At 69.5% G+C, this 23,766-nt stretch carries 21 protein-coding genes and 5 pseudogenes; 14 read left to right on the forward strand and 12 right to left on the reverse strand.

Annotated features, from left to right (window positions below):
* Nucleotides 1–42: 42 nt before the first annotated feature.
* From MILUP08_RS23230 to MILUP08_RS23245, 5 genes are all read left to right on the forward strand, one after another.
* Nucleotides 43–1,173 carry a LacI family DNA-binding transcriptional regulator gene (locus MILUP08_RS23230; RefSeq protein ID WP_007462273.1) on the forward strand — a complete coding sequence of 377 codons (1,131 nt, stop codon included), beginning with the start codon at nucleotides 43–45 and terminating at the stop codon, nucleotides 1,171–1,173.
* 93 nt (nucleotides 1,174–1,266) lie between these two features.
* Nucleotides 1,267–1,794: an FAD-dependent oxidoreductase gene (locus MILUP08_RS34830; protein ID WP_237747286.1), complete on the forward strand. Its 528-nt coding sequence runs from the start codon at nucleotides 1,267–1,269 to the stop codon at nucleotides 1,792–1,794.
* A 178-nt stretch (nucleotides 1,795–1,972) separates the two neighbouring features.
* Nucleotides 1,973–2,311, forward strand: a complete 339-nt coding sequence (locus tag MILUP08_RS23235) for an STAS domain-containing protein (RefSeq protein WP_051065794.1) — start codon at nucleotides 1,973–1,975, stop codon at nucleotides 2,309–2,311.
* 25 nt (nucleotides 2,312–2,336) lie between these two features.
* Nucleotides 2,337–3,752 carry a M20/M25/M40 family metallo-hydrolase gene (locus MILUP08_RS23240; RefSeq protein WP_007462279.1) on the forward strand — a complete coding sequence of 472 codons (1,416 nt, stop codon included), beginning with the start codon at nucleotides 2,337–2,339 and terminating at the stop codon, nucleotides 3,750–3,752.
* Between the two features lie 124 nt (nucleotides 3,753–3,876).
* Nucleotides 3,877–4,794 (forward strand): manganese catalase, encoded by a 918-nt coding sequence (locus MILUP08_RS23245; RefSeq protein ID WP_007462280.1) that lies wholly within the window; start codon nucleotides 3,877–3,879, stop codon nucleotides 4,792–4,794.
* 126 nt (nucleotides 4,795–4,920) lie between these two features.
* On the opposite strand, the gene MILUP08_RS23250 is transcribed toward MILUP08_RS23245, so the two are convergent.
* The gene (locus MILUP08_RS23250) at nucleotides 4,921–5,736 is read right to left on the reverse strand and encodes a SigB/SigF/SigG family RNA polymerase sigma factor (protein ID WP_007462282.1); all 816 of its coding nucleotides are present in this window, start codon (nucleotides 5,734–5,736) and stop codon (nucleotides 4,921–4,923) included.
* A gap of 560 nt (nucleotides 5,737–6,296) precedes the next feature.
* Here MILUP08_RS23250 and MILUP08_RS23255 point away from each other — a divergent pair.
* Both MILUP08_RS23255 and MILUP08_RS23260 read left to right on the forward strand, forming a co-directional pair.
* Entirely contained in the window at nucleotides 6,297–7,511 is a 1,215-nt protein-coding gene (locus MILUP08_RS23255) for a hypothetical protein (RefSeq protein ID WP_007462285.1), read from the forward strand.
* Nucleotides 7,504–8,085: a hemerythrin domain-containing protein gene (locus tag MILUP08_RS23260; RefSeq protein ID WP_007462288.1), complete on the forward strand. Its 582-nt coding sequence runs from the start codon at nucleotides 7,504–7,506 to the stop codon at nucleotides 8,083–8,085. The genes MILUP08_RS23255 and MILUP08_RS23260 overlap by 8 nt, the downstream gene beginning before the upstream one ends.
* A gap of 330 nt (nucleotides 8,086–8,415) precedes the next feature.
* Here MILUP08_RS23260 and MILUP08_RS36880 read toward each other — a convergent pair.
* The 5 genes and pseudogenes from MILUP08_RS36880 to hflX all read right to left on the reverse strand — a co-directional run.
* Nucleotides 8,416–8,586 (reverse strand): annotated as a pseudogene (locus tag MILUP08_RS36880) (carboxylate--amine ligase); the annotation flags it as partial.
* A 66-nt stretch (nucleotides 8,587–8,652) separates the two neighbouring features.
* A complete protein-coding gene (locus MILUP08_RS23265) occupies nucleotides 8,653–8,916 on the reverse strand; it encodes a DUF2283 domain-containing protein (RefSeq protein ID WP_007462292.1) in 264 nt (87 codons plus the stop codon).
* A gap of 4 nt (nucleotides 8,917–8,920) precedes the next feature.
* Nucleotides 8,921–10,760, reverse strand: a pseudogene (locus MILUP08_RS23270) (IS481 family transposase).
* Between the two features lie 61 nt (nucleotides 10,761–10,821).
* A pseudogene (locus MILUP08_RS34835) lies at nucleotides 10,822–11,575 on the reverse strand (carboxylate-amine ligase); the annotation flags it as partial.
* 210 nt (nucleotides 11,576–11,785) lie between these two features.
* Nucleotides 11,786–12,937: a GTPase HflX gene (hflX, locus tag MILUP08_RS23285; RefSeq protein ID WP_007462302.1), complete on the reverse strand. Its 1,152-nt coding sequence runs from the start codon at nucleotides 12,935–12,937 to the stop codon at nucleotides 11,786–11,788.
* A 218-nt stretch (nucleotides 12,938–13,155) separates the two neighbouring features.
* Between hflX and MILUP08_RS23290 the strand changes: the two are divergent.
* Nucleotides 13,156–13,508, forward strand: a pseudogene (locus MILUP08_RS23290) (cation efflux transmembrane domain-containing protein); the annotation flags it as partial.
* On the opposite strand, the gene MILUP08_RS23295 reads toward MILUP08_RS23290, so the two are convergent.
* The 4 genes from MILUP08_RS23295 to MILUP08_RS23310 form a co-directional block, all read right to left on the reverse strand.
* The gene (locus MILUP08_RS23295; RefSeq protein ID WP_237747179.1) at nucleotides 13,491–14,669 is read right to left on the reverse strand and encodes a PP2C family protein-serine/threonine phosphatase; all 1,179 of its coding nucleotides are present in this window, start codon (nucleotides 14,667–14,669) and stop codon (nucleotides 13,491–13,493) included. The pseudogene MILUP08_RS23290 and the gene MILUP08_RS23295 overlap by 18 nt on opposite strands.
* Before the next feature lie 83 nt (nucleotides 14,670–14,752).
* Entirely contained in the window at nucleotides 14,753–15,559 is an 807-nt protein-coding gene (locus MILUP08_RS23300; protein WP_007462307.1) for an alpha/beta fold hydrolase, read from the reverse strand.
* A 44-nt stretch (nucleotides 15,560–15,603) separates the two neighbouring features.
* Nucleotides 15,604–15,765, reverse strand: coding sequence for a hypothetical protein (locus MILUP08_RS36075; protein ID WP_167626064.1), 162 nt, complete (start codon nucleotides 15,763–15,765; stop codon nucleotides 15,604–15,606).
* 83 nt (nucleotides 15,766–15,848) lie between these two features.
* Complete coding sequence (locus tag MILUP08_RS23310) at nucleotides 15,849–16,094, reverse strand: hypothetical protein (protein ID WP_007462311.1); 246 nt, start codon at nucleotides 16,092–16,094, stop codon at nucleotides 15,849–15,851.
* A 343-nt stretch (nucleotides 16,095–16,437) separates the two neighbouring features.
* On the opposite strand from MILUP08_RS23310, the gene MILUP08_RS23315 reads away from it, so the two are divergent.
* The 5 genes and pseudogenes from MILUP08_RS23315 to MILUP08_RS36390 all read left to right on the forward strand — a co-directional run bounded on the left by MILUP08_RS23315 (nucleotide 16,438) and on the right by MILUP08_RS36390 (nucleotide 20,647).
* Nucleotides 16,438–17,268, forward strand: a complete 831-nt coding sequence (locus MILUP08_RS23315; protein ID WP_083915908.1) for an FkbM family methyltransferase — start codon at nucleotides 16,438–16,440, stop codon at nucleotides 17,266–17,268.
* A gap of 237 nt (nucleotides 17,269–17,505) precedes the next feature.
* A complete protein-coding gene (locus MILUP08_RS23320) occupies nucleotides 17,506–18,003 on the forward strand; it encodes an LURP-one-related/scramblase family protein (RefSeq protein ID WP_007462316.1) in 498 nt (165 codons plus the stop codon).
* 785 nt (nucleotides 18,004–18,788) lie between these two features.
* Nucleotides 18,789–19,106, forward strand: a complete 318-nt coding sequence (locus tag MILUP08_RS23325) for a helix-turn-helix domain-containing protein (protein WP_007462318.1) — start codon at nucleotides 18,789–18,791, stop codon at nucleotides 19,104–19,106.
* A 239-nt stretch (nucleotides 19,107–19,345) separates the two neighbouring features.
* Nucleotides 19,346–19,558: pseudogene (locus MILUP08_RS36385) on the forward strand (helix-turn-helix domain-containing protein); the annotation flags it as partial.
* Nucleotides 19,559–19,894: 336 nt separating this feature from the next.
* Nucleotides 19,895–20,647: a hypothetical protein gene (locus MILUP08_RS36390; RefSeq protein WP_202805308.1), complete on the forward strand. Its 753-nt coding sequence runs from the start codon at nucleotides 19,895–19,897 to the stop codon at nucleotides 20,645–20,647.
* A gap of 85 nt (nucleotides 20,648–20,732) precedes the next feature.
* Here the strand turns inward: MILUP08_RS36390 and MILUP08_RS23335 are convergent, their stop codons facing one another.
* Complete coding sequence (locus MILUP08_RS23335; RefSeq protein WP_007462323.1) at nucleotides 20,733–21,182, reverse strand: hypothetical protein; 450 nt, start codon at nucleotides 21,180–21,182, stop codon at nucleotides 20,733–20,735.
* 542 nt (nucleotides 21,183–21,724) lie between these two features.
* On the reverse strand, nucleotides 21,725–22,321 hold the full coding sequence (locus MILUP08_RS23340; RefSeq protein ID WP_007462324.1) for a TetR/AcrR family transcriptional regulator: 597 nt from the start codon (nucleotides 22,319–22,321) through the stop codon (nucleotides 21,725–21,727).
* Between the two features lie 125 nt (nucleotides 22,322–22,446).
* Here MILUP08_RS23340 and MILUP08_RS23345 point away from each other — a divergent pair, with 125 nt between their 5' ends.
* Nucleotides 22,447–23,400: a quinone oxidoreductase family protein gene (locus MILUP08_RS23345; RefSeq protein ID WP_237747180.1), complete on the forward strand. Its 954-nt coding sequence runs from the start codon at nucleotides 22,447–22,449 to the stop codon at nucleotides 23,398–23,400.
* Nucleotides 23,401–23,766 lie beyond the last annotated feature (366 nt).

A 23,766-nucleotide genomic window follows, 5' to 3' on the forward strand; every position in this document is an offset into this window, starting at 1 on the left:
CTGCGCAATCATACAGGACTATGGCTGGCGATGGGAGGTGCCGTGACGCGACTGGCGAGGCCGGGTGGAAGCCCTCCGACGCCGCGCAGCGTGGACGTCGCGCGGCTGGCCGGCGTCTCCCAGAAGACGGTGTCCAGGGTCCTCAACGACGAGCCGTATGTCTCGGCCGACGTGCGCCGGCGGGTCCTGGACGCCGCCGCGGAGCTCGGCTACCGGCGCAACGAGGCGGCCCGGGCGCTGGCCTCCGGGCGAACCCGGTCGATCGGTGTGGTGACGCTCGGCAGCGCCTTGTACGGGCCGGCGTCGTGGCTCACAGGCATCGAGCGGGCGGTTCGGAAGGCGGGCTACACGCTGCGGGTGGCCACCACGATCGAAGGCGACCCGGGCGGCATCGCGAGCGCCCTGGCGTCGCTGCTGGACCAGGGCGTGGACGGCGTCGTCATCTCCGAGCCGATCGACGAGGGCGTCGGCCTCATCAGCGTGGACGTGCCGGTCCTGGTCCTCGGCGCGCCGCCCACCTTCACCGCGCCGCAGGTGGTGACCGCCAGGGTCGGCGCGGGCCGGCTCGCGCGGGCCGCGACCGAGCACCTGCTGGAGTTGGGGCACGCGACCGTCCATCACCTGGCCGGCCCGCAGCGGTGGTATTCGGCACGGGACCGTCTCGCCGGCTGGCGCGAGGCACTGCGAGCCCACGGCGCGGACGAGCCGCCGGTCGTCGAGGGCGACTGGTCGGCGGCCTCCGGCTACGCGGCGGGCCGGGAACTGGCCGGCGACGGCACCGTGACCGCGGTGTTCGCCGCGAACGACGACATGGCGATCGGTCTCATCCGCGCGCAGCTCGAGGCCGGGCGCCGGGTGCCCGAGGACATCAGCGTCGTCGGGTTCGACGACATCCCGGTCGCCGCCTACGTCACTCCCCCGCTCACCACCCTGCGGCAGCCGTTCGACGAGGCCGCGCGGCAGGGCCTCGCACTGCTGGTACAGGTCATCGAGAAGCCGGACGTCGAGCTTCCACCGGCGGCCGACCAACCGGTCGAGCTCGTCATCCGCGCCTCGACGGCGCCACCACCGCCCCGGCCGATCCCGGGATGTGGCCGCCGAGCGATCCCCCATGCCCACGGTGGCCCGCACGGTCGGCCCGCCGGCAGCGAAGTCCCATCCACCCAGCCCTGATCAGCGTCGATCTGTCCACCTACGACGGCACGTCTCCGAGACCCGCACCGGCCGTCGCTGACGAGCGGCGGTAGCACCCACGTGCGGGCGAAGATGTCCCGGGTGGCCGAGCGGGTGCTGCGCGAGCGCGGAATCAAGGTGTGCCTGGGCAGCTCGGTCGCCCAGGCCACCGCCGACGGCGTACACCTCTCCGACGGCCGGTTCCTACCGTCGCGGACCCTGGTGTCGTGCGTCGGGGTACGACCGGACCCGCTCGTCGAGGCCACCGGTCTGCCGACGACCCGGCCCGACCCGGTGAGACCACCCCCGATGACCGCCCAGCACGCCGTGCGGCAGGGCCGTCCATACCGGGCAGCGCGACCTGGGTTTCGTCGTGGGCCTGGATGGGTGGCAGGCCACCGCAAACCCGCTGCACGTACCCCTGTCCGGGCCGCCAGCACGCGCCGTAGTCCGCGGCGACCACGGCTTGCAACCCGACTCGCGCTCATGCCCGATGATCAACGACGGGTTGACCACAGTAATGGCGACAGTCAGCACTCCTCCCGGCGAGACCCCCGGTCGTGCGCTTGGACATCGCAACGTGCGGTAGCTGGGACGTGTACCGCCGGTTCGCGAGGGTAGGGACCATCCCGGGTCAAGACATGCGCCCTCCACCGCCCGCCTTCGGGCAGATTCGCACCCTACGGCGGGCAGCCCCACTGAAAGCGGAGGCGCCATGTTGACCGACGGCATACCTCGTACCGGCCGAAGGCCCCGACCTGCCACCCCATCGGAACGCGACAGGCTCCGTGAGCCGATCATGTCACTGGCCCTGACCGACGACGGATCGGTCAAACTGATCACCGTCTCGGGTGAGATCGACATGAGTAACGCCCACCTGCTCACCGAACTGGTGGAGTTCGTGTGCCGCCGGCCTGCACCGGTGATCGCGGTGGACCTGTCCGCAGTGAGGTTCTTCGGCGCATACGGCGTAAGCGCACTGCTTCAGGCCCAGGGGATCGCCGCCGATGCCAGGGCCGCCGTCCTCCTGCGTGACCCCGCGCCGTGCGTCTTCTACGTCCTCGCCACGACCGGCGCCCTGGGGAGCTTCCGGTTCAGCCGGGCCGACGGACACCTGAATCCGTGGCGGCACCCATGACCGTTCCGCCCCATTGGAGGCATCCGTGACGTCTGACATCCACGCCTACCTCGACGCGCACCGCCAGGACCTGGTCGAGGAACTCATCGGGTGGGTGCGGATCCGATCGGTCGCCGGGCTGCCGGAGCGCGAGATCGAGGTGCTGCGGTCGGCGAACTGGCTGGCCGGCACCCTGCGCGACCTCGGACTCCCGGTGGTGCAGGTGTGGAACCGGGACGGAGCACCCGCCGTGTACGCCGAGTGGTGCGCCGCCCCGGGCGCGCCCACCGTGCTGGTCTACAGCCATCATGACGTCCGGGCGGCCAAGGACGAGCAGTGGGAGGAGACCCCGCCGTTCGAACCGGCGGAACGCGGCGGGCGCATCTACGGCCGGGGCACCTCCGACGCCAAGGGCCAGGTCCTCGCGCACCTGTGGGGTCTGCGGGCCCATCTGGCGGCCAGCGGGCGCACCGCACCCACGATCAACATCAAGCTGCTCATCGAGGGCGAGGAGGAGACCGGCTCGACACAGCTGTCGGACCTGCTCGACGAGTACCGACCCACCGCCGACCTCGTGCTGTTCTCCGACACGCTGCTGTGGCACCAGGAGCATCCGGCCGTCTGCATGGGCCTGCGCGGCATGATCAGTGCCGAGATCGAGGTGTACGGACCGTTGCGCGATGTGCACAGCGGCGCGGTCTCCGGGCCGGCACCGAACCCGGCGGTAGAGCTGAGCAAACTGCTCGCCGCACTGCACGACGACAAGGGCCGCATCACCCTGCCCGGCTTCTACGACGACGTCGACGAGCCGCCGCAGCACTTCCGCGAGGAGCTCGCCGCGCTGCCCTACCGCGACGAGGACTGGCTGGCCCGCTCGGAGACCCGCAGCATCGGCGGCGAGGACGGCTACAGCGTCCTCGAACGGCTCTGGACCCGACCCGCGGCCGAGGTGCTCACCGTCGCCGCCGGTGACATCACTGGCGCCTCCCGCGCGGCGGTGCCAGCGGTGGCCACGGCCAGCCTCAGCATCCGCACCGTCCCCGACCAGCGCATCGCCGATGTCGCCGAACGGCTGCGCCGGTGGGTCGCCGACACCATCAGCGACTGCGTCGAATACCAGCTGACCATCTCCGAGGAGACCGCTCAGGAGCCGTACCGCACCCCGGCCGACCATCCTGCGGTCGCGGTACTCGCCGCGGCGATGAGCGACGGCTTCGGCCGGCCCGTCGGCCGGATGGCCAACGCCGGCGGCGGACCCGCCGAACTGCTCGCCCGCAAGCTCGACGCACCGGTGCTGTTCTTCGGCACCGGCCTGCCCGAGGACCGCTGGCACGACAGCGACGAGAGCGTCTCCGTGGACGTCCTGCTGGCCGGCGCGGCCACTCTGGCCCGGTTCTGGTCCCGGCTGGCCGAGACGGACCTGACCATGCTCCCGGTGCAGGAGCCAGGCGGCGAGGTCTGAGCGTCCTGGTTACGACGTCATGGCCCCCAGAGGCCGCGGTATGGCACCGACGGGCCGACTGGATGGGGATGCGGCGAGCACGTCGCCGACGGGCGGCGTGCTCGTTCGCCGATAGGAGGCCGCCATGTTCCGCCACGACCGATATCTGCAATTCCAAGCCAAACCCGAGAAGCCGGACGCCCTGTTCGCCGCGAAGCTACAGGAAATCCTGGGCGGCCAGTTCGGCGAGATGACCGTGATGATGCAGTACCTCTGGCAGGGCTGGACGTGCCGAGTCCCTGGCAAGTACAAAGACATGATCATGGACATCGGGACCGAGGAGATCGGCCACGTCGAGATGCTCACCACGATGCTGGCCCGGCTGCTCGAAGGCGCCCCCGCCGAGACCACCGAGAAGGCCGTCGCCGCCAATCCGGTGCTCGCGGCCGTGATCGGCGGCATGAATCCCCAGCACGCCATCGTCGGCGGGGGCGGTCCGTTGCCTCGCGACAGCCAGGGCGTCCCGTGGAACGCCGGTTACATCGTCGCCAGCGGCAACCTCCTGGCGGACTTCCGCTCCAACGTCGCCGCCGAAGCGCAGAGCCGGCTGCAGACCAGCCGCGTGATGAACATGACCGACGACCCGGGCGTGAAGGAGATGTTGCGCTTCAACCTCGCCCGCGACACCTACCACCAGCAGCAGTGGCTGCTCGGCATCGAGCAACTCATCGCCGACGGCTACGCCGACCACGGCATCGAGAACTCCAACTTCGACGAGGAGAACAAGGACCACAACCACACGTTCTGGAGCTTCGGCACCGACAGCCAGGCCGGCGAGGGCCGCTGGGCACAAGGGCCGAGCCTCATTGGCGGACCCGACCTCACTTACCTTCCGCAGCCGGTACCGCTCACCGATGACACGGCCCTGCCCCCGCCGCCCGACCCCAAGCTGTACGCCACCTACGACGGCTCACGTGGCCCCGGCAAAACCGGCGACGCTGCCGGAGCACACGCCCAAGGAATGAGTAACGTGGTCAAGAAGGTGAAGGACGCCCTCGACTGACAGCTCGTACAGGCCGGTCCGGTCTCCGCGGTGAGGAGAGCGGACCGGGCGGACAGTGCCGGTACGGCGAGCGCGCCGATGGCCCTGCGACGGCCGATCCACCGACCGCCGCAGGGCACCAGCTCCTCAAGGGGTGGCAGTGAGCTGCACCCTCAGCTTGGCCAGCGCGCGAGTCAGCAGTCGGGAGACGTGCATCTGTGACACCCCGACCTGCCAGGCGATCTCCTGCTGGGTCAGGTTGCCGTGAAAGCGCAGCGCGACGACCTTCCGCTCCCGGTCGTCAAGGCGCGCGAGGGCCGAGGTGAGAGCCACCCTCAGCTCGGCGAGAGCGAGTTCGTTGTCGTCACCGCCGAGGGTGTCGCCCAACTCCAAGGACCTGGTGCCATCGCCGACCGGGATGGACAGTGAGACCGCGTTGTAGGCGCGGGCGCCTTCCAGCCCTTCGAGGACTTCCTCCTCGGTGAGGTCGAGATGTCGGGCGACGTCGGCGACGGTCGGCGAGCGGCCCAACAGCTGGGTAAGGCTGTTGTTGGCCTCGGCGATGACCAAGCGCCGCTCCTGCAACCGCCGGGGAACCCTGACGTCCCAGGTGCGGTCACGGAAGTGGCGCTTGATCTCTCCCACGATCGTGGGGATCGCGTAGCTGGCGAATTCGATCCCTCGCGTCGGATCGAACCTGTCGATCGCTTTGATCAGGCCCAGTGCCGCCGTCTGGGTCAGGTCGTCGTTCGGCTCGCCGCGGCCGCTGTAGCGTCGGGCGAGGTGATGGGCCAGGGGAAGCCAGGCCTCGATGGCCCGGGTCCGGGCGGCGGGCCTGGACGGATGGTCAGCCGGCAGCGCGACCAGCACGGCGAGGAGGTGGCTGGCCGGCGAGTCGGGCGCGGTGCTGCGGTCAGCCACGCTGTTCGTCGGCGCGGGCCGACCCGTCGAGACGGTGGTCATAGGTATCCTCCGCTGTCCGATGTGGGCATCGTCGCGACCTCCGGGTGGGGAGGCCGCATCGTGTCCAGATCGGGGCGGGCCGGCAGGCGTCCGCACGAACCTGTATTAGGGGACATCAGGTGCGCCTTCACGGCCGCTGCGGTTGCTGGGGTCGTCCGTCACGTGCGGACCCCGAGACTCGGGATCGTGGTGGGCACGTGGCTTGACCCAGAGGAGAGCCTAGATCGGCTGGCACGGTTCTGCCACTCGTCGAGCAGCCACCGCAGTGAACGGGTAGACGTTCGCTCCGCCGGCGAGGTCAACCACATCGATCTGGTGTTAACCGCCCGGCCGAGGGTAGGGGGACGGTCGGGTCAAGACATGCGCCCTCCGTGGTCACCCGTTTCGACGCTGTCGAGGCGGGTGCCAGCCCTTACCAGGGGAGGCGCCATGTCTTCAGCACGTTCTCCTCCTGCGGCGCTCGCGGCCGTGACGGGCCAGCGCCGTTGTGGTGCCCCGGACAGAGGCGCTTCCCCCAGAAGCCGGGGCAAGTCCGTTCACCCCCGATGGTTGGAGAAGGTGTGTTCAATCCGTTAGATCACAAAGGCATTCCCCTGGAAGGCCAGATCCGTAACTGGCGGGAGCTGAACGTCGAGCCCATTGACCCGGAGGCGGTCGACCCGTACACCAGGTGCCGGATCATCACCATGAACGGCATCGAGATCGAGGCGATCAACTTCCAGCATCAGTTCGCCCGCAACTGCCCGGACCAGGAGGTGCGCCGGCAGCTCGCCTACGTCCGGTACGTGGAGAGCCAGCAGCAGCGGGTGGTGAACTGGCTGCTTCCCGGCGTCGCCAGCGTGCTCGAAACGACGCTCGGCTACGAGCAGGTGGCCGTCGACCTGACCGCCTGGGTGGCCCGCCACGAACCCGACCCGTATCTGAAGCAGGCGTACGAGTTCGGCGTGCTGGAGGACTTCGACCACCTGTACCGCTACGCCAACCTGTACGAGATGGTCGAGCGACGCAAGGCGGAGAAGATCGTCGACGGTCTCACCGAGGTCATGCCCGGCCGGCCGACGATTCAGGAGCACCGGCACCCCTTCGACGAGGTGCGCACCCCGTACGACCGCAACTCGGTGGACCCCCGCTCGAAGCTGCACGCGCTGACGATCCTCTCGGCCGAGCAGCAGGTGATGTTCTACTACATGAACGTCGGCCCGCAGTACATGGAACCGATCGCACGCCAGCTCTACCAGGAGATCAGCCTCATCGAGCAGGAGCACGTCACCCACTACGAGTCACTGCTGGACCCGGGCGAAAACTGGTGGGAGCGGCTGCTCACCCACGAGTACAACGAGTGCTGGCTCTACTACTCCTTCCTCCAACAGGAGAGCGACCCCCGGATCAAGGCGGTCTGGGAGCTGCACCTGCAGATGGAGCTGGCCCACCTCCAGCAGGCCGCCGACCTGCTGCGTCGGCACGACGGTCGGGAGCCGGAGGAAATCGTCGGCAGCGCCGGGTTGCCCGAGCCGCTGACCTTCGAGCCCAACAAGGACTACCTGCGCCACCTGCTGGCCACCCAGATGGACCTCACCAAGCTCGGCGAGGGTTACGTCCGTGAGGCCCACGAGCGTTTCGAGTGGATGCAGGATCAACTGCACGACGGCCAGAAGCCGCCGAGCGAGCAGGTCATCGACATGCACCGGGAACGCTTCGGCGACGAGTACCGCATCGAGACCGAGGGCCCGCACCCGGTCGAGACGCTACGCGCCCAGGGAGGCAGCCATGCCTGACACCGACACCCCGGTCACCCCAGGTCCCGAGGAGGATGTGGTCGACCTGTTGCTCGCCCAGCACGCCCAGATCGAGCAGCTCTTCCTGCTGGTCGTCGGGGGCACCGGGGACACCCGGCGCGACGCCTTCGACGACCTGGTCAAGCTCCTCGCCGCGCACGAGACCGCTGAGGAGGAGGTCGTTCACCCACTCGCTCGGACACTGCCCGGTGGGGGTGGGGACGCCATGGTCGACGACCGGCTCGACGAGGAGCGGCAGGCGAAGGAGACCCTGCAAACCTTGATCAAGGGTGGCGTGGACGCCGACGGCTTCGACACCGGCATCGTCCTGCTGCGCGACGCCGTGCTCACCCACGCCCGGTACGAGGAGCGCTACGAGTTCCCCCAGCTTCGCCAGCACGTCCCGGTCGACCGGCTTCGTAGCCTCGCCACGGCCGTCCGGGCGGCGGAGGCGTCCGCGCCTACGCGGCCGCACCCCAGCGCCCAGTCAGCGAAGGGCAATCTCGCCGCCGGGCCGGTGCTGGCCGTCATCGACCGGGTACGCGACGCGGTGCGCAAGCCGGCCGACAGCTGATCCGAGCCAGCCCACAGGACAACCCGGAGAGGGAACGACGTGGAGCGGCAATCACGGGCGGAAGGTTTGAGTCATTCGGCCCGGACGTCCCTCTCGATCGCGTTGACCATCCGGCCGCCCCGCCCGATGGCGGCGTGGGCGGCCGGTGGTTTCCCGGCCCCACCGTACGGCGGACCTGCGGACCGTTCTCCAGCAACTGGCCCGGCGAGCCGTGGCCGGCCGACCTCACCTGAGGTAGAGACTTCAGTGGAGGCATTCACGAGGCGGTGGCGATGGCCAGCGTGAGCATCCGCACCATGCGGGCTCGCCGGCGGCGCCCGGCCTCGATGCTCAGCCGGCGGTGGTCTCGGCGGCCAAATGATCCAGGACCGCACGTCCGTCGCCATCGGTGCGGGCGATGATCCGCCGCTGTCGGGCCGCACCGGTGCCCTCGCGGCGCAGCCGGGCCACCTGTTCCCGGACGTACGGCAGGTCGCCGTGCCGAACCAGCGCCGGTCCGACTGTCGAGCTCCAGTTGATGCGTGACGCATCGGTGTCAGATGTTGGGTGACACGTCCGGCTAGACGATCATGGCTTGTTCTCTGTCTGATCTTGGTTCTTCAGTATCGCTTGCAGGAGAGCGGGCGGTAGCCGGCTGCGGGCACCGAGGATTTCCAGGCCGACGACGTGGCCCTCGGGGTTGAGGTCGAGGTTGAACATGCCTTGATCGGGATCGAACGGTATGACTCGCTGTGCGGCGGCCGGTGGGATGGGGTGGTCGAGGTAGATGTATGCCGTGTCGGCGTCGCTGTCGTAGCTGCAGAGCAGCGGGATGCGTTTCTCCGTATACATGTCGTCAGGCTGGCATATGGCCGGGATGGCTGGTGTGCCGCCGGGATGACTCTGGCTTGCGTGCCTTGAACCGGGCGACGGGCTTGGCGGTGGTGCGGGGCACTTCGGTGACCAGCTGGTCAGCGTCGTAAACGCGGAAGGTGGTGTCGGCGGCTTCGACGGTCAGGGTTGCTCCGGCCCTGGCGATCCCGACGTGGATGCGCTGGCCCGCGATGACCAGGGCCCCTCGGCAGCTGACGCGGCGTTCGACCCGCAGCGGCTGGGCTGCGGGCTGCGGGCTGCGGTGGGGGTCCGGCGGGGCGGGCGTCGCGGATGCGGGCGATCTCGGCGGTGGTGAGGGGGTTGGGCAGGCTGCGCAGCAGGACGCCGTCGGTGGTGATCGGTATGAGGCCGCGGTCGAGGCGGACGGTCACGCGTTGTCCGGCGAAGTGGTAACCGACGGGGTGTTGCCGGCCGGCGAGGCCGATCAGGCCGGTGGCGTTGACGAGCCGTTCGACCTCGATCGGGGCGCCGGCCCGGGCGGGGCCGGTGGTGATCGGTGGTGGCCCGGCAGGTTTGCCGTCGTCGGCGAGGAGTTGGCCCAGGTGGTTTGGGGTGAGGCGGGACGGGACGGTCTTGAGTCGGACGCCGTCGATGAGCAGGTGGACAACGGTGGTGTCGGCCCAGAGGGTGACCGGGAGTCCGGCCCGGGTGGGACTGAGCCAGAACTGCTGTCCGCAGACGGTGAGGTTGCCCGAGGCGGGAACGAGGCGGGTGACCTCCACGGCCAGGCCGACGTCATCGCCGGTCGCCATTGGCACTGGTGGGACGACGGGTTGCCCGGTGGATGACGGAGGCGGCGGCACTGGTGTCGGCACCGGCCGGCGGGGTGCGGGAATGGTGGTGACCAGCGTTGGCGGAAGCCGCAGCGGCAGCTGTTCCTGGGCCGGCTGGGCGGCGAATCGGTCAGCCGGGAATGCCATCCCGAGGGACTGGTGAGGCCGCTGCGTGTTGTATTCGTGCCGGAAGGCGTCGATCGCTGCTTGGGCCTCGTCCGGATCAGACCAGACTTCGACGTCGTCGAGTAGTTCGCGTTGCAGGGTCTGGTGGAATCGCTCGACCTTGCCGGTGGTGGTGGGTGAGCGGGGCTTGGTCAGCCGGTGGGTGATGCCGTTCTCCCGGCAAATCCGGTCGAACATCACCTCTCCACCGCCGCGGCCGAACCGGGCGGTGAATTGCTTGCCGTTGTCCGTCAACACCTCCTCGGGCACCCCGAACCGCTGCAGGGCTTCGGCGAAGGCGAGACAGACGGCCCGGCCGGTGGCCCGCCGGACGACAGCGGCGATGACGCAGAATCGGGAGTGGTCGTCGACGCCGGTGACGACCTTCGCCTCACCACCGTCAGCGAGCTGGATGCCGCCGACGATGTCCATCTGCCACAGCTCCATCGGCCGCTCACGCTGCCAACGGCGATAGTCCTCCCGACGACGACGGCGGGGAACCGGATCAATGAGTCCGTGACGGACCAGCACCCGGTAGATGGTGCTCAGCGACGGGACAGGCCCAGTGCAACCACGACGGCCCAGTTCATAGTGCAACCGCCGTTGCCCCCATCGGGGATGGTTGCGCCGTAGTTCGCAGATCACCGCCTCTACCTCAGCTGGGGTCTGGGCGGGATGCGCATGCGGTCGGTGCGACCGGTCGGCCAGGCCGTCCAAGCCGTGATCCCGATACCAGCCCAACCAGCGGTGCACGGCCTGACGTGAGACGCCGAAGCGTTCGGCGACCTCCGTCACGGACAGGCCAGCTTCGACTTCCAGCACTGCACGGTAACGCTGCTCCGTCACGCTCAACTCCACCAACACTCGGCGGAGTGTCACCCATGAAGTGAGGCCAACGTGTAACGCATCATCCGGAGTCGGACACCAGCGCCGGTCCGACCCTGGTGAGCAGTTCCTCCACGAGTTCCCAGGCCGGTCGCGATCCGCCGAAGCGCAGGTCGATCAGCTGGCCGTCCAGCCCCTCGTGCGCGGCTCGCCAGTGGGCCGCCGCTAGCAGGCAGGTACGCAACCGCGGCGCCGGAACATCGGCACGGCCAGCGCTGCAGTTGCAGGGAACGCCAGCTCGCGTGGCCGGTGTCGGCGCCGTCGTGCAGCGGCGAATTGGCGGTGAGCGCCTGAACGATCGGCAGCCACGGCCGAAGGTGGTTGCAGACCTGCACCGCCAGCTCCCGGTCGGGCAGTCCCACATGCACGTGGCAGCCACAGACCGCAGGATCGTGCGCGACCGGGCCGAACCGCCGCGACATGGCGTGATAGCGCGGTTCGTCCGGCACCGTCCGGTGAGACTCGCGCACGGGAGTGGCACCGACCGCAACCAAACGCGCACCCGCATTCTGCGCCGCGTCGGCTGCGGCGCGCCGCAGCGCCACCAGGTGCGCCCGCAGCTCGGCCAGGTCCGTGCAGACCGGAGTGACCATCTATACCATGCTGTGCCGGAACTCCTGCCGACTCTGCTCCCGGGTCGCACCGTGCAGGGCCGCCAGCACCCGGTCGGCGACCGGCAAGCTCTCCCCCGTCGCCGGGTCCAACAACAGGAACTCCTCCTCCACCCCGAGGGTCAGGCGCGCTGCCGTGTCCACGGCACGCGCCGACAGCGCGGCGGCCGGACGGTCGCTCATCGTCGGCGTCCTCTCCTGCCGGCGGGTCGTCGTGGGTTAGCGCGACTTCCCTGCCGCGGCTGCGACAAACGACCCGGCCTCGGTCCCCGGTTCACCGTTTCGCGCACAGCCCGAAGCGCGACCTCGCGGCGCACCGGCGTCAGAGCCGGCTGTCGGAGTGGCCGACCCGGTCCCGCCGCCCTGGTCGATCCGGAGCCGGGGGCGAGCGGGTCACTGATGACGTACCCGCCGGGCGAGCTCAGCCCGAAGGTGATCGATGCCGGCCCCGGTGCGCGCGGAGACCGCGACGGCGTCCGGGTGGACCCGGCAGAGCGCGTCGACCCACTCCGACGGCGCTACGTCGATCTTGTTGAGGACCAGGAGCTCGGGAACGTCGCGCGCGCCGATCTCGTGCAGCACTCCATGCACGGTGGTGATCTGGTCCAGCGCGTCGGGAGCAGAGGCATCAACCACGTGCAGCGCGAGGTCGCTGCGGGTGACCTCCTCCAGCGTCGAGCGGAAAGCGTCGACGAGTTGGTGGGGCAGGTGTCGTACGAAACCCACGGTGTCGGTGAGGGTATAGGTCAACTCGCCGGTGCTGATCCGGCGGACGGTCGGGTCCAGGGTGGCGAACAGCACGTCCTCGACCTGAGCGTCGGCACCGGTCAGCCGGTTGAGCAGGGCGGATTTGCCGGCGTTGGTGTATCCGGTGATCGACACCGAGGGCACCTGGTTACGGGCCCGCCGGCTGCGGGTCCGCTCACGACGCCGGGCGAGTTCGGAGGCGTTGCGGCGCAACCGGGTCGCCCGCTGCCGCAGCGTGCGGCGCTGGGTCTCCAGCCGCATCTCACCGGGACCCCGGACACCCATGCCCGCGCCGCCGGCCGTCCGACCACCGCCAACACGCGACATCGTCCGGCCACCGCCCCGCAAACGGGGCAACTGGTACGCGATCTGCGCCAGCTCCACCTGCACCCGGCCCTCGCTGGTGCGAGCATGCTCGGCGAAGATGTCGAGGATCAACGCGGTGCGGTCGACCACCCGTACGCCGATCCGCTCCTCCAGGTTGCGCACCTGACCGGGGGTCAGTTCGCCGTCGGCGATCACCAGGTCGGCGTGTGCCCGTTCGGCAAGCGCGGCCAGTTCGTCGACCTTGCCGGAGCCGACGTAGGTCGCCGGGTCGGGGTGCGACCGGCTCTGCACCACCTCGTCGGCGACGGTCAGACCGTCGGTGTCGGCGAGCCGGCGCAGCTCGGTCAGCGAGGTGAGCGAGCCTGTTCCGCTGTCGGCCGCGCCGTCGTCGCCGCGCACCGCCATCAGCACCGCCGTCGGGCGCTCGCCCTGGGCGCCGGCGTCGGGCCCCAGCAACCACGATCCCGCCATGATCCCACCTCACCTCGTCTCGGGTGCCTGTCACCTACCCCCGCCCAGCGCGACCATGCCGGCCGCTCGCTCCCGGCCCCGCGTCGAGGCGGCTTGAGCGCGACGAGTGCGCGATCGCCGCATCGGCCCTCGGTAACGCCGGGCACCAGAACGGCAGGGTCCTCGGAGAGCCGAGGGCACGATGTGGCGATACGCTCCTCGCCTGTGGCTGACTTTCCCATGGTGTCGGCGGTCTGGTCCTGGCTGCGGTGTCCCTGGCGGTGATGCCGGTCCTGTCGGCAGCGCAACGCCGCGCCGGTCGCGAACTCGGGTCGGCCTCGGCCGTCGCGGATTCCAAGCAGACCCTGCTGTGTAGGTACCTCTCGGCGGTGCTGTTGGTCGGGTTGGCGGTCAACTCGCTGTTCGGCTGGTGGTGGGCCGACCCCGCCGCCGCGTTGGTCATCGCCGCGGTCGCGGTCGAGGAAGGCCGCGAAGCGCGGGGCGGCGACAACTGCTGCACCCCGGCGCAGCGCTGGACTCCCCACCGCAAGCGGTGACGCCAACGGGTGCTGACTCAGAATCTTGCGCAGGCAGGTGGGGCGCTGATGGCCAGGACGGCGGTGTCGTCGGTCAGCCCGGCGCCGAAGGTGCCGAGCAACTCGGTGACTGCGGCGACGGCGGAGGCGGCGTTGGTGGGTGCGAGGGAGTGAGCGAACCGAGCGAGGGCCACGGTTCCGTAACGGCCATCGGCGGTCTCGCTGCTGGCGGGGCGGGCCTCAGTGAGTCCGTCGCTGTAGAGAAGCAATGTGTCGCCGGGGTTCGCCGCGATGGTGGTGTTGGTGTACCGGGTGTTCGGAAAGGCCCCGACGATGCGGCCCTTCGTACGGTGGTAATGGACGGAGCCGTCGGCCTTCAATACCAGTGGCTCGGGGTGCCCGCCGCTGGCGACGACCGCGGTGAACCCGCCGACGGCCGGCGTGGGTGTGAGGATGCCGGACACAACTGTGCAGTAGCGGGCGTCCTGGCGGTACTCCTGCCAGAGCACGGTGTTCAGGTTGGCCAGCGCGGCGGCAGGATCCGGGTTGTAGACGGTCGCAGCCCGCAACGTGTAGCGGGCCAGGGCGGTGACGGCTGCCGCTTCGACGCCTTTGCCGCTGACGTCGCCAAGGAAGAAACCCCAGCGGCGGTCCTCAAGGGGAAACAGGTCGTAGAAGTCGCCGCCGACTTCGTCTGTGGACGCCGCCCGGTAGTACGCGGCGCTTTCCAGTCCCGGCGGGGTTTGCAGCACGGCCGGGAGGAGACTGCGCTGCAGTTTGCTGACGAGTTGTCGTAGCCGTTCGTCCTCGCGTTCCGCGGCTCTACGGGCATTGAGGAGCTCCCGCTCGTAGGAGCGGCGCATCGTGGCGTCGAAGATGGCCGTTCGGATCAGCTGAGGTTGCCCGTCGCTGCCAACCTTGACCGTGGAAGTGACGAGGACCGGCATGCGAACGCCGTCCTTCGTGCGGAGGTCGAGGGCGACGCCGCCGATCTCGCCCTGCATGGCCAACATTGGCGCGAAGTGCGTTTCGTGGTAGATCCGACCCCCACCGGTGAGCAGGTCGCTGAAACGGCGCCGACCGACGAGTTCCTCACGGCTGTAGCCGAGCCAGGCCAGCAGCGTGCCGTTGATCTTCGCGATGGTGCCGTCCAGGAGGGTGGACAGGTTCCCGCACGGCGCATTCTCGTACAGGTCTTCGAGGTCGTCTTCAAGCAACGCGGGAAACCCCGCCTCGCTCGGTCGTGCGCTTCCGTCGTCGCTGGGACCTGGGCCGCGCGGATCACGCCCCCCAGTGGCGGTCATCGGTAGGCGGCCCTGACAAACGACGTGATCGCCGCGGTCGTGGCGTGCGGCGCGCTCAGCTGCGGGCAGTGCCCGGTCGCATCCAGTGTGACGAGCTGACTGCCGGCGATCTGCGCGTGCACGAACGCGCCGACTTCGGGCGGTGCGATGGCGTCCTGAGCACATTGCAGGATCAGGGTCGGAACGCTCACCGCGGCGAGGTCCGCACGGTTGTCGGACAGGAACGTGGCACGGGCGAACACCTGCGCCATCGCCGGGTCCGTCCGGCAGAAACTGGCCGTCAGCTCCTCGCCCAGCTCGGGCCGCTCCGCGTTGCCCATGATCAGGGGTGCCATGCTCGATGACCAGCCCAGGTAGTTGCTGTCGAGTGACTCCAGCAGGTCGTCGATGTCCTCGCGGGTGAAACCGCCCCGGTAGTCTCCTTCATCGATGTAGCACGGTGACGGGGTGACCAGGACAAGCGCGGAGAAGCGGTCCGGTTCGCGATTCGCCGCGAGGATCCCGATACTCGAACTGACCGAATGCCCGACGAAGATCGGCTGCCGGAGGTTCAGGTCCCGGCAGATGGTGAGCACGTCGTCGGCGTAGCCATCCAGGCGGGCGTACCGGTCAGCGTCCCAGGCCGCCGGGTCAGCCTTGCCGGACCCGACGTGATCGAATAACACCACCTGGGCCCACTGTCCGATTTCGCTGGCGACGTGACGCCACATGTGCTGATCACAGCCGAAGCCGTGCGCGAGCACAACGGTAGGGCCCCCCTTCCGACCGGTCAGCGTCACGTTGTTGCGGTCCCACACACCCATTCACCTATCCTTCACCACCCCCACCTCGGGGACCAAGCGCCAGCTCAGCTGGGCGATCGTCGGGTGGTGGCGCGGGCAGCCGGGCGAACCCGCCGAGGAATGTGTCGGGCCTCGGAAGCGACGAGCGTGATCATCGTGAGGTCGATGTGCTTCGCCGTCGTGGTGGTGTACCAGCCGAGGCGTGACGACAGGGGCTTGCTGATCATGAGCCCACGCCCCCGGAATCCCGTGACGGTGGAATCGGTGAGGTGCGGAACGCCGGCCGGGTCGCTGTCGGACACATCGAGGATCAGGTACTCGTCGTGGCCGCAGAGTCGAACGGTCGCCGGCGGCGTGGCCTGTTGGAGCGCCCGGCCAGTGGGTACCGGTCCTCGAAGTCGGCCTTGCCGCCGGCGCGGTAGCGGGTGATCTTCCCGAGGTCGCGGATCCGCGGGGAGAGCTGCTTGCCGACCGGGTCGAAGTCCAGCAGACGGCGCAGCTGGTCGCGGTCCCTGTTACGCCAGTCGGGCCACGGTTCCGGGTGTGTGTGGATCACGCCAGACTCGCGTGGCTCGCCCCGCGTTCAACCGGCCGCGCATCGTCACGGAGCGTGGGGCCCCGTCAGTCGCATGAGCGTGCACCCGATCATGAAGTCCCGCTGGGGGTGGGGCGGGCTGCGGTCCAGACCGTGCGGGAGGGGTGCTTGTCGGTGAGCGCTGAGCGGGTCGCGTGCAACGAGGCCAGGAGCTGCAGCCGGTCCGCGTCGGCGCTGCTGCCCGGCCAGCAGTGCCAGCTCCTCGCGCCGTAGCCCGGTGACCTTGCGCAGGCCGCCCGGCTCCAGGCCGACGTCGTGCGGACGCAGCCGGCCAGGAGGCTGGGTATCCAGGGGCGCCCGGGAAATGGGCGCGAATCGCCCTCGCGTTGCTCCGGACGCGACTACGGTCAGTCCAGTGGTCGACGACCCCAGAGCGGTGGAGGCACTCAAGGCGGACCCGACCCTGTCCGGGTTGCGCCGCTCCCTGGAGGCGTACTACGGCGACCCGGCCCGCGAGGCGGCGATGGACGCGTTCTACGCGCCCCTGGTTCGCCCAGGGGACCTGGTCTTCGACGTCGGCGCGCACGTGGGCGATCGGCTCGGCAGCTTCCGGCGGCTGGGCGCCCGCGTGGTGGCCGTCGAGCCGCAACCGCTCTGCACCCAGGCCCTGCGCGCCCTCTACGCGGACGACGACCGGGTGACCGTGGTGGAGGCGGCGTGCGGGGCGCGTACCGGGCCGGTGCGGCTGCACGTCAACTCGGCGAACCCGACGATCTCCACGGCGTCGGCCGACTTCCTGCAGGCCGCCGAGGGGGCCAGCGGCTGGAAGGACGAGATCTGGGACGTCGAGATCGAGGTGGCGGGAACCACACTCGACACCCTGGTCGCGGCGCACGGCGTGCCGGCCTTCGTAAAGATCGACGTGGAGGGATTCGAGGACGCCGTGCTGGCCGGGCTGAGCCGCCCCCTGCCGGCGCTGTCCTTCGAGTTCACCACCATCGAACGGGACCTGGCCGCGCACTGCTTGGACCAGCTCACCGGCTTGGGCTTCACCAGGTTCACCGTGGCGCTCGGCGACGAGATGGCGTTCGCACTCAATGGCTGGCGGCCGGCGGGCGAGGTGGCGGCGTACCTCCGGGCGCTGCCCCACGAGGCCAACTCGGGCGACGTCTACGCCCGCGCCCGGCCCGCCTGATCCTGAACCCCGTCCGCCCAGGTCACGCAGCGTATTCGTACTCGTCAAGGATGCCACCCAAGGGGTTTATGCCGACGTATGTCGAGAGGGCATGCCTCACCCATGGCCCGGCCCTCGGCCTCGGTGGCGCCATCGCCACCAATCGTGCCCTCGGCGCACCACGACTACCCGCCCGACTCTTCGGAAGGACCGGTCCGCCGGCCAGCCCTTGCGCCCACCGTGAGGGAGAATCGAAGAATGTTTGTCATCAGGGAGCGGTTCTTTTCGATCGGCGACGACTTCGACGTACTAGACGAGCACGGCACCAAGGTCTTCCACGTCGACGGCAAGGTGCTCAGCGTCCGCAACAAGGTCGTCATCGAGGACGCCTCCGGCCATGAGGTCGCCACGCTGCACCGGCACCTGGTGGCGCTGCGTCCCACCTACGAGATCCGGATCGGCGGCGAGAAGGCCGCAGAAGTCCGCAAGAAGCTGCTCACGCCGTTCCGCGACAAGTTCACCATCGACGTGCCGGGGCCCAACGACCTGGAAATGAAGGGCGACCTGCTCGACCACGAGTACGTGATCGAACGCGACGGCACCGAGGTGGCCGCGGTCTCCAAGCGGTGGCTGACGATCCGCGACACCTATGCCGTGCAGGTCACCGCCGGTGTCGACCCACTGCTCATCATCGGCAGCGTCCTCGCGCTCGACCTGGCCCTGGACCGCGACAAGAAGAAGGGCGACGAGGACTGACCCGTTGGGCGGCAGCAGCGTTGCTCCGGGCCCGCTCGTCGCCGCGACGGTCACCCGGGATCGTCCGCGGCGGATCGCCCCTCAATCAGGTCACCATTGCCCGCGACCGTCCACAACGGAGACGGGGCAGGTTATGAGACGTCTCTCTGCCGGCTTCAGGGTGGCGTGCTGAGGCCAGCTTCGTGGGGACCAGCCCTGTCGAGCCGAGCTCCGCGTTGATCAGCACATGATGAGCGTTTCACTGTCGCCGAAGAGGTCTCAAGCCTGAAGGGCCAGGTCAGAGCGCCGCATGCGGGATCGGTGTCTCGAATGACGGAACAGCGGCGGACCCCAGCAAGCTCACCGGTAACGCTCCACATCGATCTGCAGCACGTCCACCGACGCGACCTTAGGCGAACCGGGACGCCGACCGACGCCAGCGATGCCGGGAACAACTACGCCTGACCACTTCGACCTCTACTGGGAGGTCACGCCGCACCGCGCGAATGCAAGACCACAGGTCAACGCCCTCGTCGCCGTCCGGCGTCGGCGAGCACTTCGGCGCGTGACCACTTCGCCAACCTGCACCCAATCTGCTCCCAGTTACAAGGCCAGGCCGGCCAATAGCTTGAGGTCACGGCCGACCTATGGTGCCGGCATGAGTGTGAATCTCGGGCGAGGAGCGACGGCGGGCAGAGCTTCGGGAGTTCCTGCGCAGCCGGCGCGCAGGGCTCACCCCGGGTGAGGTCGGGCTGCCGGATGCTTGTCGCCGGCGTACGCCGGGGTTGCGGCGGGAGGAGCTGGCCATGCTGGCCGGGGTTGGGGTGTCCTGGTACACGTGGCTGGATCATGGCCGGGACAGCAAGGTGTCCGAGTCGGTGCTGGGCGCGGTCGGGTGGACGCTGCGGCTGGATACCGCCGAGGCGGCTCACCTCTTCCGGTTGGCGGGTCTCACTCCGGCGGCGCCGACCGGCGAGCGGCGGCCGCCGTCGGCACGTCTCATCAAACTGCTCGACGCGTGGGCGCCGCGTCCGGCGTACGTCAGGGATCGGTATTGGAATTTCGTGGCGATCAATGAGCCGGCGCGATTGGTGTTCGGGTTCGGCAAGACCGACCACAACTGAGCGCCGCGTAGGTCGACGCGATCAGCTCGCTGGAGCGGGACCTGCGTGTCGGGCCGCACCCGGCGACGTTCAACCGCTGAGCGCGCACTGCCTGTCCCCCGCCCCCCAGACACTGGTAGCCGTCGTCTGCCGGTCGGGGAATTCAATATAATTCCCCGACTTTGGAGGACTTACCAAGGAACATGGGCCCTGTGCTGCGGCACCCCCGCTCCAGGGCGCTACCGGGACAAGGGAGCGGCATGGCTCGGCACGAGCGGCCCGTAGATCCAACGGCTGGGCCGTTGTCGTCCTTCGCCCATGAGCTACGAAAGTTACGTGTCGAAGCGGGAAACCCCACCTACCGGCGATTGGCCGAAGTCGCCGGCTACAGCGCCTCGACGCTGTCCGCCGCTGCCAGCGGAATCCGGCAACCCAGCCTCGACGTGCTGCTCGCGTACGTCGGGGCCTGCGGCGGGGACACCGCCCAGTGGAGGCAGCGTTGGTTCGAACTGAACGAGGGACTGGGGCCCGCCAGTTCGGCCAGCGCACCAGCCGACCCGGCGAGGGCAGAAACACCCGACCCGACGCCGGCCGAACCGATCGCCACGCCCCTTGCCGAGTCACCGTCCACTGTGGCGGCGAGGGATCCATCCGCCCCGGCTACGGGTGAGCCAACCGGCACCAGCGGAGCAGCCGGACCGACCCACGACCGGCGCGCGAGCCCCCCGCGGCACCGGAAACTCCGACGGCGACTGGCGCTGGCGGCGGTGGTGGTCGCCGGTCTCGCCGGTACGGCGGCCGTGGTGCCGATGACCCAGCCGAGGTCGGCGGCCAAGGGGGCGACGTCGGCCGCTGGCACGACGACAACCACGGCCTGCCCGGCGACCACCACGGACGCCGCCTTCACCGCCGTCACCTACGACGGTGGCGTGCACGTCCGGAGCGAGCCCCGCCGCGACCAGGGCATCCTCTACACCATTCCGCCCGGCTGCGTGGTCGGGCTCACCGGCTACTGCCTGGGTGAGCGGATCACCGACTCCACCTCCCAGACCCCCGACATCCGCTGGTTCATCCTCGCCGACGGTGGGCTGATCGCCTCCGGGGTGGTGCACGGCAACCCGCCCACGGGCCTGGAACCGTCCCGCTGCCCGGGCGACCGACCCGGGCCGGCCGCGATCGCCCTCGCGATCGCCCCCGATGTGACCGGCCCGGGTGGGTGGCGGCTGAGCGCGACAGGCACGCACGTGGAGATCGTCGGCTTTGCCGCCTACTACGCGGACGACCCCGCGCTGCCGGCGGAGCGCCGCTGGCACCAGATCGGAATGACCGGCACGGCCGCCCCGCCGTTCGACCTCGTCTGGAAGCTCGACCGCCTGTCCGTGCAACACGGACCTACTGCCGAGATCCCGGTGGCCGCGGTCGCCTGTCTCGGCGGTGGCGCGCCGACCGACGTACTCGACGTGCGGGCGGCCCGCCCCGACGGCTCCAGCACCGCCGAGGCCCTGCCGCTCGCCGCCGACCAGCGGCTCGCGGCCCGCCGTACCGCCTGCCTCTACCCCTGATGGGGGCGTCCGCGGACGGCGGACGGCAACCACCGGTGGCCCGGCGGGACGGATCCCACCGGGCCACCGGTCAGGTGCACCGAACTCAACAGCCCTGGCGACCGGAGTGGATCCAGTAGGTGGTGCCGGCCCAGTCCATCTCGCCGTACGCGTCGACGCAGTTGTTCGCCGTGCCGGTCACTCCGCGCGGCCCGGCGTAGTACAGGTAGTCGGCGTTGTCCTTGGTGGAGACCGCAGTGGCGGTGCACGAGCCGGTGCCGGAGGTCTCCGCGCACCGGGCGATCTGCACGGAGGTCCGCGCCGAGGAGCCGTACGCCGCGCCACGGTGGTACATGCAGGCGCTGTTCGTGCCGCCGTTGCTGCTGTTGTAGTAGATGACCAGCTCGGCAACGGGCTTGCTCGGCGGGTACGCGTAGCTGTAGGTGATCGTGCCCGAGCACGCCACCGCCGCCTGCGACGGAGCCGCCGTGACGACCAGCACCGTGCAGAAGGTCAGCATCGCCAGCAGCGCTCCGAACGCCTTGCGCAGCATCATGACTTCCACTCCTCAGGGACGGGGTTGGTTGAGAGTCGTCCCGCCGTCCACTTCTACGGATCAGCGAAGTTGATCGCCGCTGGTGGTGGCGCCAATCAATCAATCTCGCACAACGCCGAACAACCGCGTGCCGCGTCGCCGCGTGCGGGGAGCGACAAGTGCTGACCACTTCGGTATCCAACAGGACGCCGTACCAACTCTGACCTGCGGAAACGTGGAGCTGCCGCCAGGGGGCGTGCAGTTGAGTGCCGTTTGATGCCGTTGGGCGCAGTTCAAGGCCGTTCAGGGCACCCCGCTGCTCCCAACCTGCTCCTCTTTTCGGGCATGGATTGTTGGAGAAGGGGTCATGATCCGTCGAGGGTCTGCCGGCGCATCGGGGAGTGCAGGATCGGCACTTACACCAGCGTGAGTCCGGCGCAGGCGACCAGGTGACGATGCGCGGTGAGGGGGCTGGCACCGAGCAGCCGACACCGGCAAAGGGTCACGGAACGTGACGGCTCTGGCTGAGGGTGACGCGCCCGGCTGGCGGCATGAGGCGATGGCTAGGGATCCGGCATCAGGCCGGCCACCAGGTCGTGCAAGGTGTGGATGAGGCGGTCTCCATCGCCACGCTCCAGTGCGTTGAGGATGGGCTCGCTGTGCAGGGTGGCGAGGAGGACGTGGGCGAGCATGTCGGCGTCGAGGTCCTGCCGTTGCTGGTGAATCAGGTGGCTGATGTGGCCGTGCCAGGACCGGTAGACCGGATGCGCCTCGCGCGGTTCCTGTTCCGGCACGGCAGTGACGGGCGCCGCAGGGCCAAGGGCGGCGAGCAGGCCCTTGTTGCGGGCGACCATCTCGACCACAGCAGTGAGGAACGCCAGGAGTCGTGCGCGCGGCGGGGCGCCCTGGCCAAGCGGCGGCGGGCCGGTGGTGATCGCGATCTCCAGGTCTTGCGCGCGTTCCTGCATGAGCGCGCGCATGAGCCCGTGCCGGCTGCCGAAGCGGTGGAAGACGGTGCCCTTGCCGACGCCGGCCGCAGCGGCCACCTTCTCCATCGAGATCTGCTGCGGGTGATACCGGGTCAGCAGTTCCTCAGTGGCGCGCAGGATGGCCGTGCGGTTGCGCATCGCGTCGGCGCGGAGTCGTTCGGGTTCGGTCATGACACCCACCTCGACAAATGGACCGTCGGTCCAGTAACGTCCTGAACCGAAATTGACTGTCGGTCCATTTTAGGTGAGGGGTAGCCGTGCAACGCGTCCGGTACTACGAGTACGGCGGACCGGAGGTGCTGACCGTCGAAGATGCGGACCCGCCGGCTCCGCAGGCGGGACAGGTGCTGCTGCGAGCCGAGGCGATCGGCGTCAACTTCGTCGACACCAAGTTCCGCCGGGGATCCGACAGCGGCAGCATCTTCCAGCGTCCGCTGCCTGGCCGACCGACCGGTGACGTCGTCGGCACGGTCACTCAGGTAGGCCCCGACGTCGACCGGCGGCTTGTGGGCCGGCGGGTCGCCGCGCTCGCCGAGGACGCGTACGCGGACTACGTCGTCGCTGAAGCGTCCTGGCTCGCCACCGTCCCTGACCATCTCGATTCCGGTGACGCCAGCATGCTCGCCATGAGCGCCCCCGTCGCCCTGCGGATCCTTCGCGCCGCGCGGCTGAACCCCGGCGACACCGTCCTGATCCACGCCGCCGCTGGAGGTATCGGACACCTCGCGGTGCAACTCGCCAAGGTCCTCGGCGCCGGCACCGTCATCGGCACTGCCCGGTCCTCACGCAAACTCGACTTCGTGCGGAACGTCGGCGCTGACGTCGCCATCGACTACGCGCTACCGGACTGGCCCGACCAGGTTCGCGCCGCCGCTCCGGGCGGTGTCGATGTCGTACTCGACGCGGTCGGTGGATCGGTCCTGCAATCCAGCCTCGACCTGCTTGCGCCCTTCGGCCGCACCGTGGTCTACGGCGCCGCGACCGGAGAACTGGAACGGGTCCCCGTCGTCAAGCTTTTCGCGCTGCGCTCCGTCACCGGCTTCAACCTCACCGCCTGGCGCCATGCGAACCCGGACCAGGCACGCCAGGAGATGGGGGAACTCGCCGACCTGTTCGCGGCCGGTCAACTGCGCACCACAGTGCATGCGAGCCTCCCACTCACCGAGGCCGCGACCGCCCACGAGCTCATCGAGGCCCGCTCTCACACCGGCCGCATCCTGTTGATTCCAACGACGCCCCCAGCCGCATAGGCATCCGCACATCGGCAGATCCAGGCACCTGACCTTGTTCAGGTCGGCCTCCAGGTCTGCCTACTTCCAGAGATTCGGCGCGTCAGGTCTCCCGCGACGTCGTCCCAATCAGGACCGCGCAGCCAGAGGTCCCGCGCAACCTCCCGCATCAGCGTGGGCTCATCGGATCGCTGCAGAAGGACCAGTGGGCACGAAGTGCCCGACCGCTCGGAGATGCCGCGCCGGCTCCAGGCCGGACGGCAGTGACTCCGGGTCGACGAGACTGGGGAGCCGGTACACCTCACCGGCGCCAACCCACCGTCGTAGAGTGGCGCGTCCGAGCCCGGGGTAGACGCCACAGGCCCAGCGCGGGCGTGGTCGGACCAG

This window comes from Micromonospora lupini str. Lupac 08 (assembly GCF_000297395.2).
In the GTDB taxonomy this organism is placed as follows: Bacteria; Actinomycetota; Actinomycetes; order Mycobacteriales; family Micromonosporaceae; genus Micromonospora; species Micromonospora lupini.

Bases quoted from the DNA above. Each gene is read 5' to 3' on its own strand.
- MILUP08_RS34830 (WP_237747286.1), top strand. From the start codon at position 1,267: ATGTCCCGGGTGGCCGAGCGGGTGCTGCGCGAGCGCGGAATCAAGGTG.
- MILUP08_RS23235 (WP_051065794.1), top strand. From the start codon at position 1,973: ATGTCACTGGCCCTGACCGACGACGGATCGGTCAAACTGATCACCGTC.
- MILUP08_RS23245 (WP_007462280.1), top strand. From the start codon at position 3,877: ATGTTCCGCCACGACCGATATCTGCAATTCCAAGCCAAACCCGAGAAG.
- MILUP08_RS23250 (WP_007462282.1), bottom strand. From the start codon at position 5,736: ATGACCACCGTCTCGACGGGTCGGCCCGCGCCGACGAACAGCGTGGCT.
- MILUP08_RS23260 (WP_007462288.1), top strand. From the start codon at position 7,504: ATGCCTGACACCGACACCCCGGTCACCCCAGGTCCCGAGGAGGATGTG.
- MILUP08_RS23265 (WP_007462292.1), bottom strand. From the start codon at position 8,916: ATGTATACGGAGAAACGCATCCCGCTGCTCTGCAGCTACGACAGCGAC.
- hflX (WP_007462302.1), bottom strand. From the start codon at position 12,937: ATGGCGGGATCGTGGTTGCTGGGGCCCGACGCCGGCGCCCAGGGCGAG.
- MILUP08_RS23300 (WP_007462307.1), bottom strand. From the start codon at position 15,559: ATGGGTGTGTGGGACCGCAACAACGTGACGCTGACCGGTCGGAAGGGG.
- MILUP08_RS36075 (WP_167626064.1), bottom strand. From the start codon at position 15,765: ATGATCAGCAAGCCCCTGTCGTCACGCCTCGGCTGGTACACCACCACG.
- MILUP08_RS23315 (WP_083915908.1), top strand. From the start codon at position 16,438: ATGGGCGCGAATCGCCCTCGCGTTGCTCCGGACGCGACTACGGTCAGT.
- MILUP08_RS23320 (WP_007462316.1), top strand. From the start codon at position 17,506: ATGTTTGTCATCAGGGAGCGGTTCTTTTCGATCGGCGACGACTTCGAC.
- MILUP08_RS23325 (WP_007462318.1), top strand. From the start codon at position 18,789: ATGCTGGCCGGGGTTGGGGTGTCCTGGTACACGTGGCTGGATCATGGC.
- MILUP08_RS36390 (WP_202805308.1), top strand. From the start codon at position 19,895: ATGACCCAGCCGAGGTCGGCGGCCAAGGGGGCGACGTCGGCCGCTGGC.
- MILUP08_RS23335 (WP_007462323.1), bottom strand. From the start codon at position 21,182: ATGATGCTGCGCAAGGCGTTCGGAGCGCTGCTGGCGATGCTGACCTTC.
- MILUP08_RS23340 (WP_007462324.1), bottom strand. From the start codon at position 22,321: ATGACCGAACCCGAACGACTCCGCGCCGACGCGATGCGCAACCGCACG.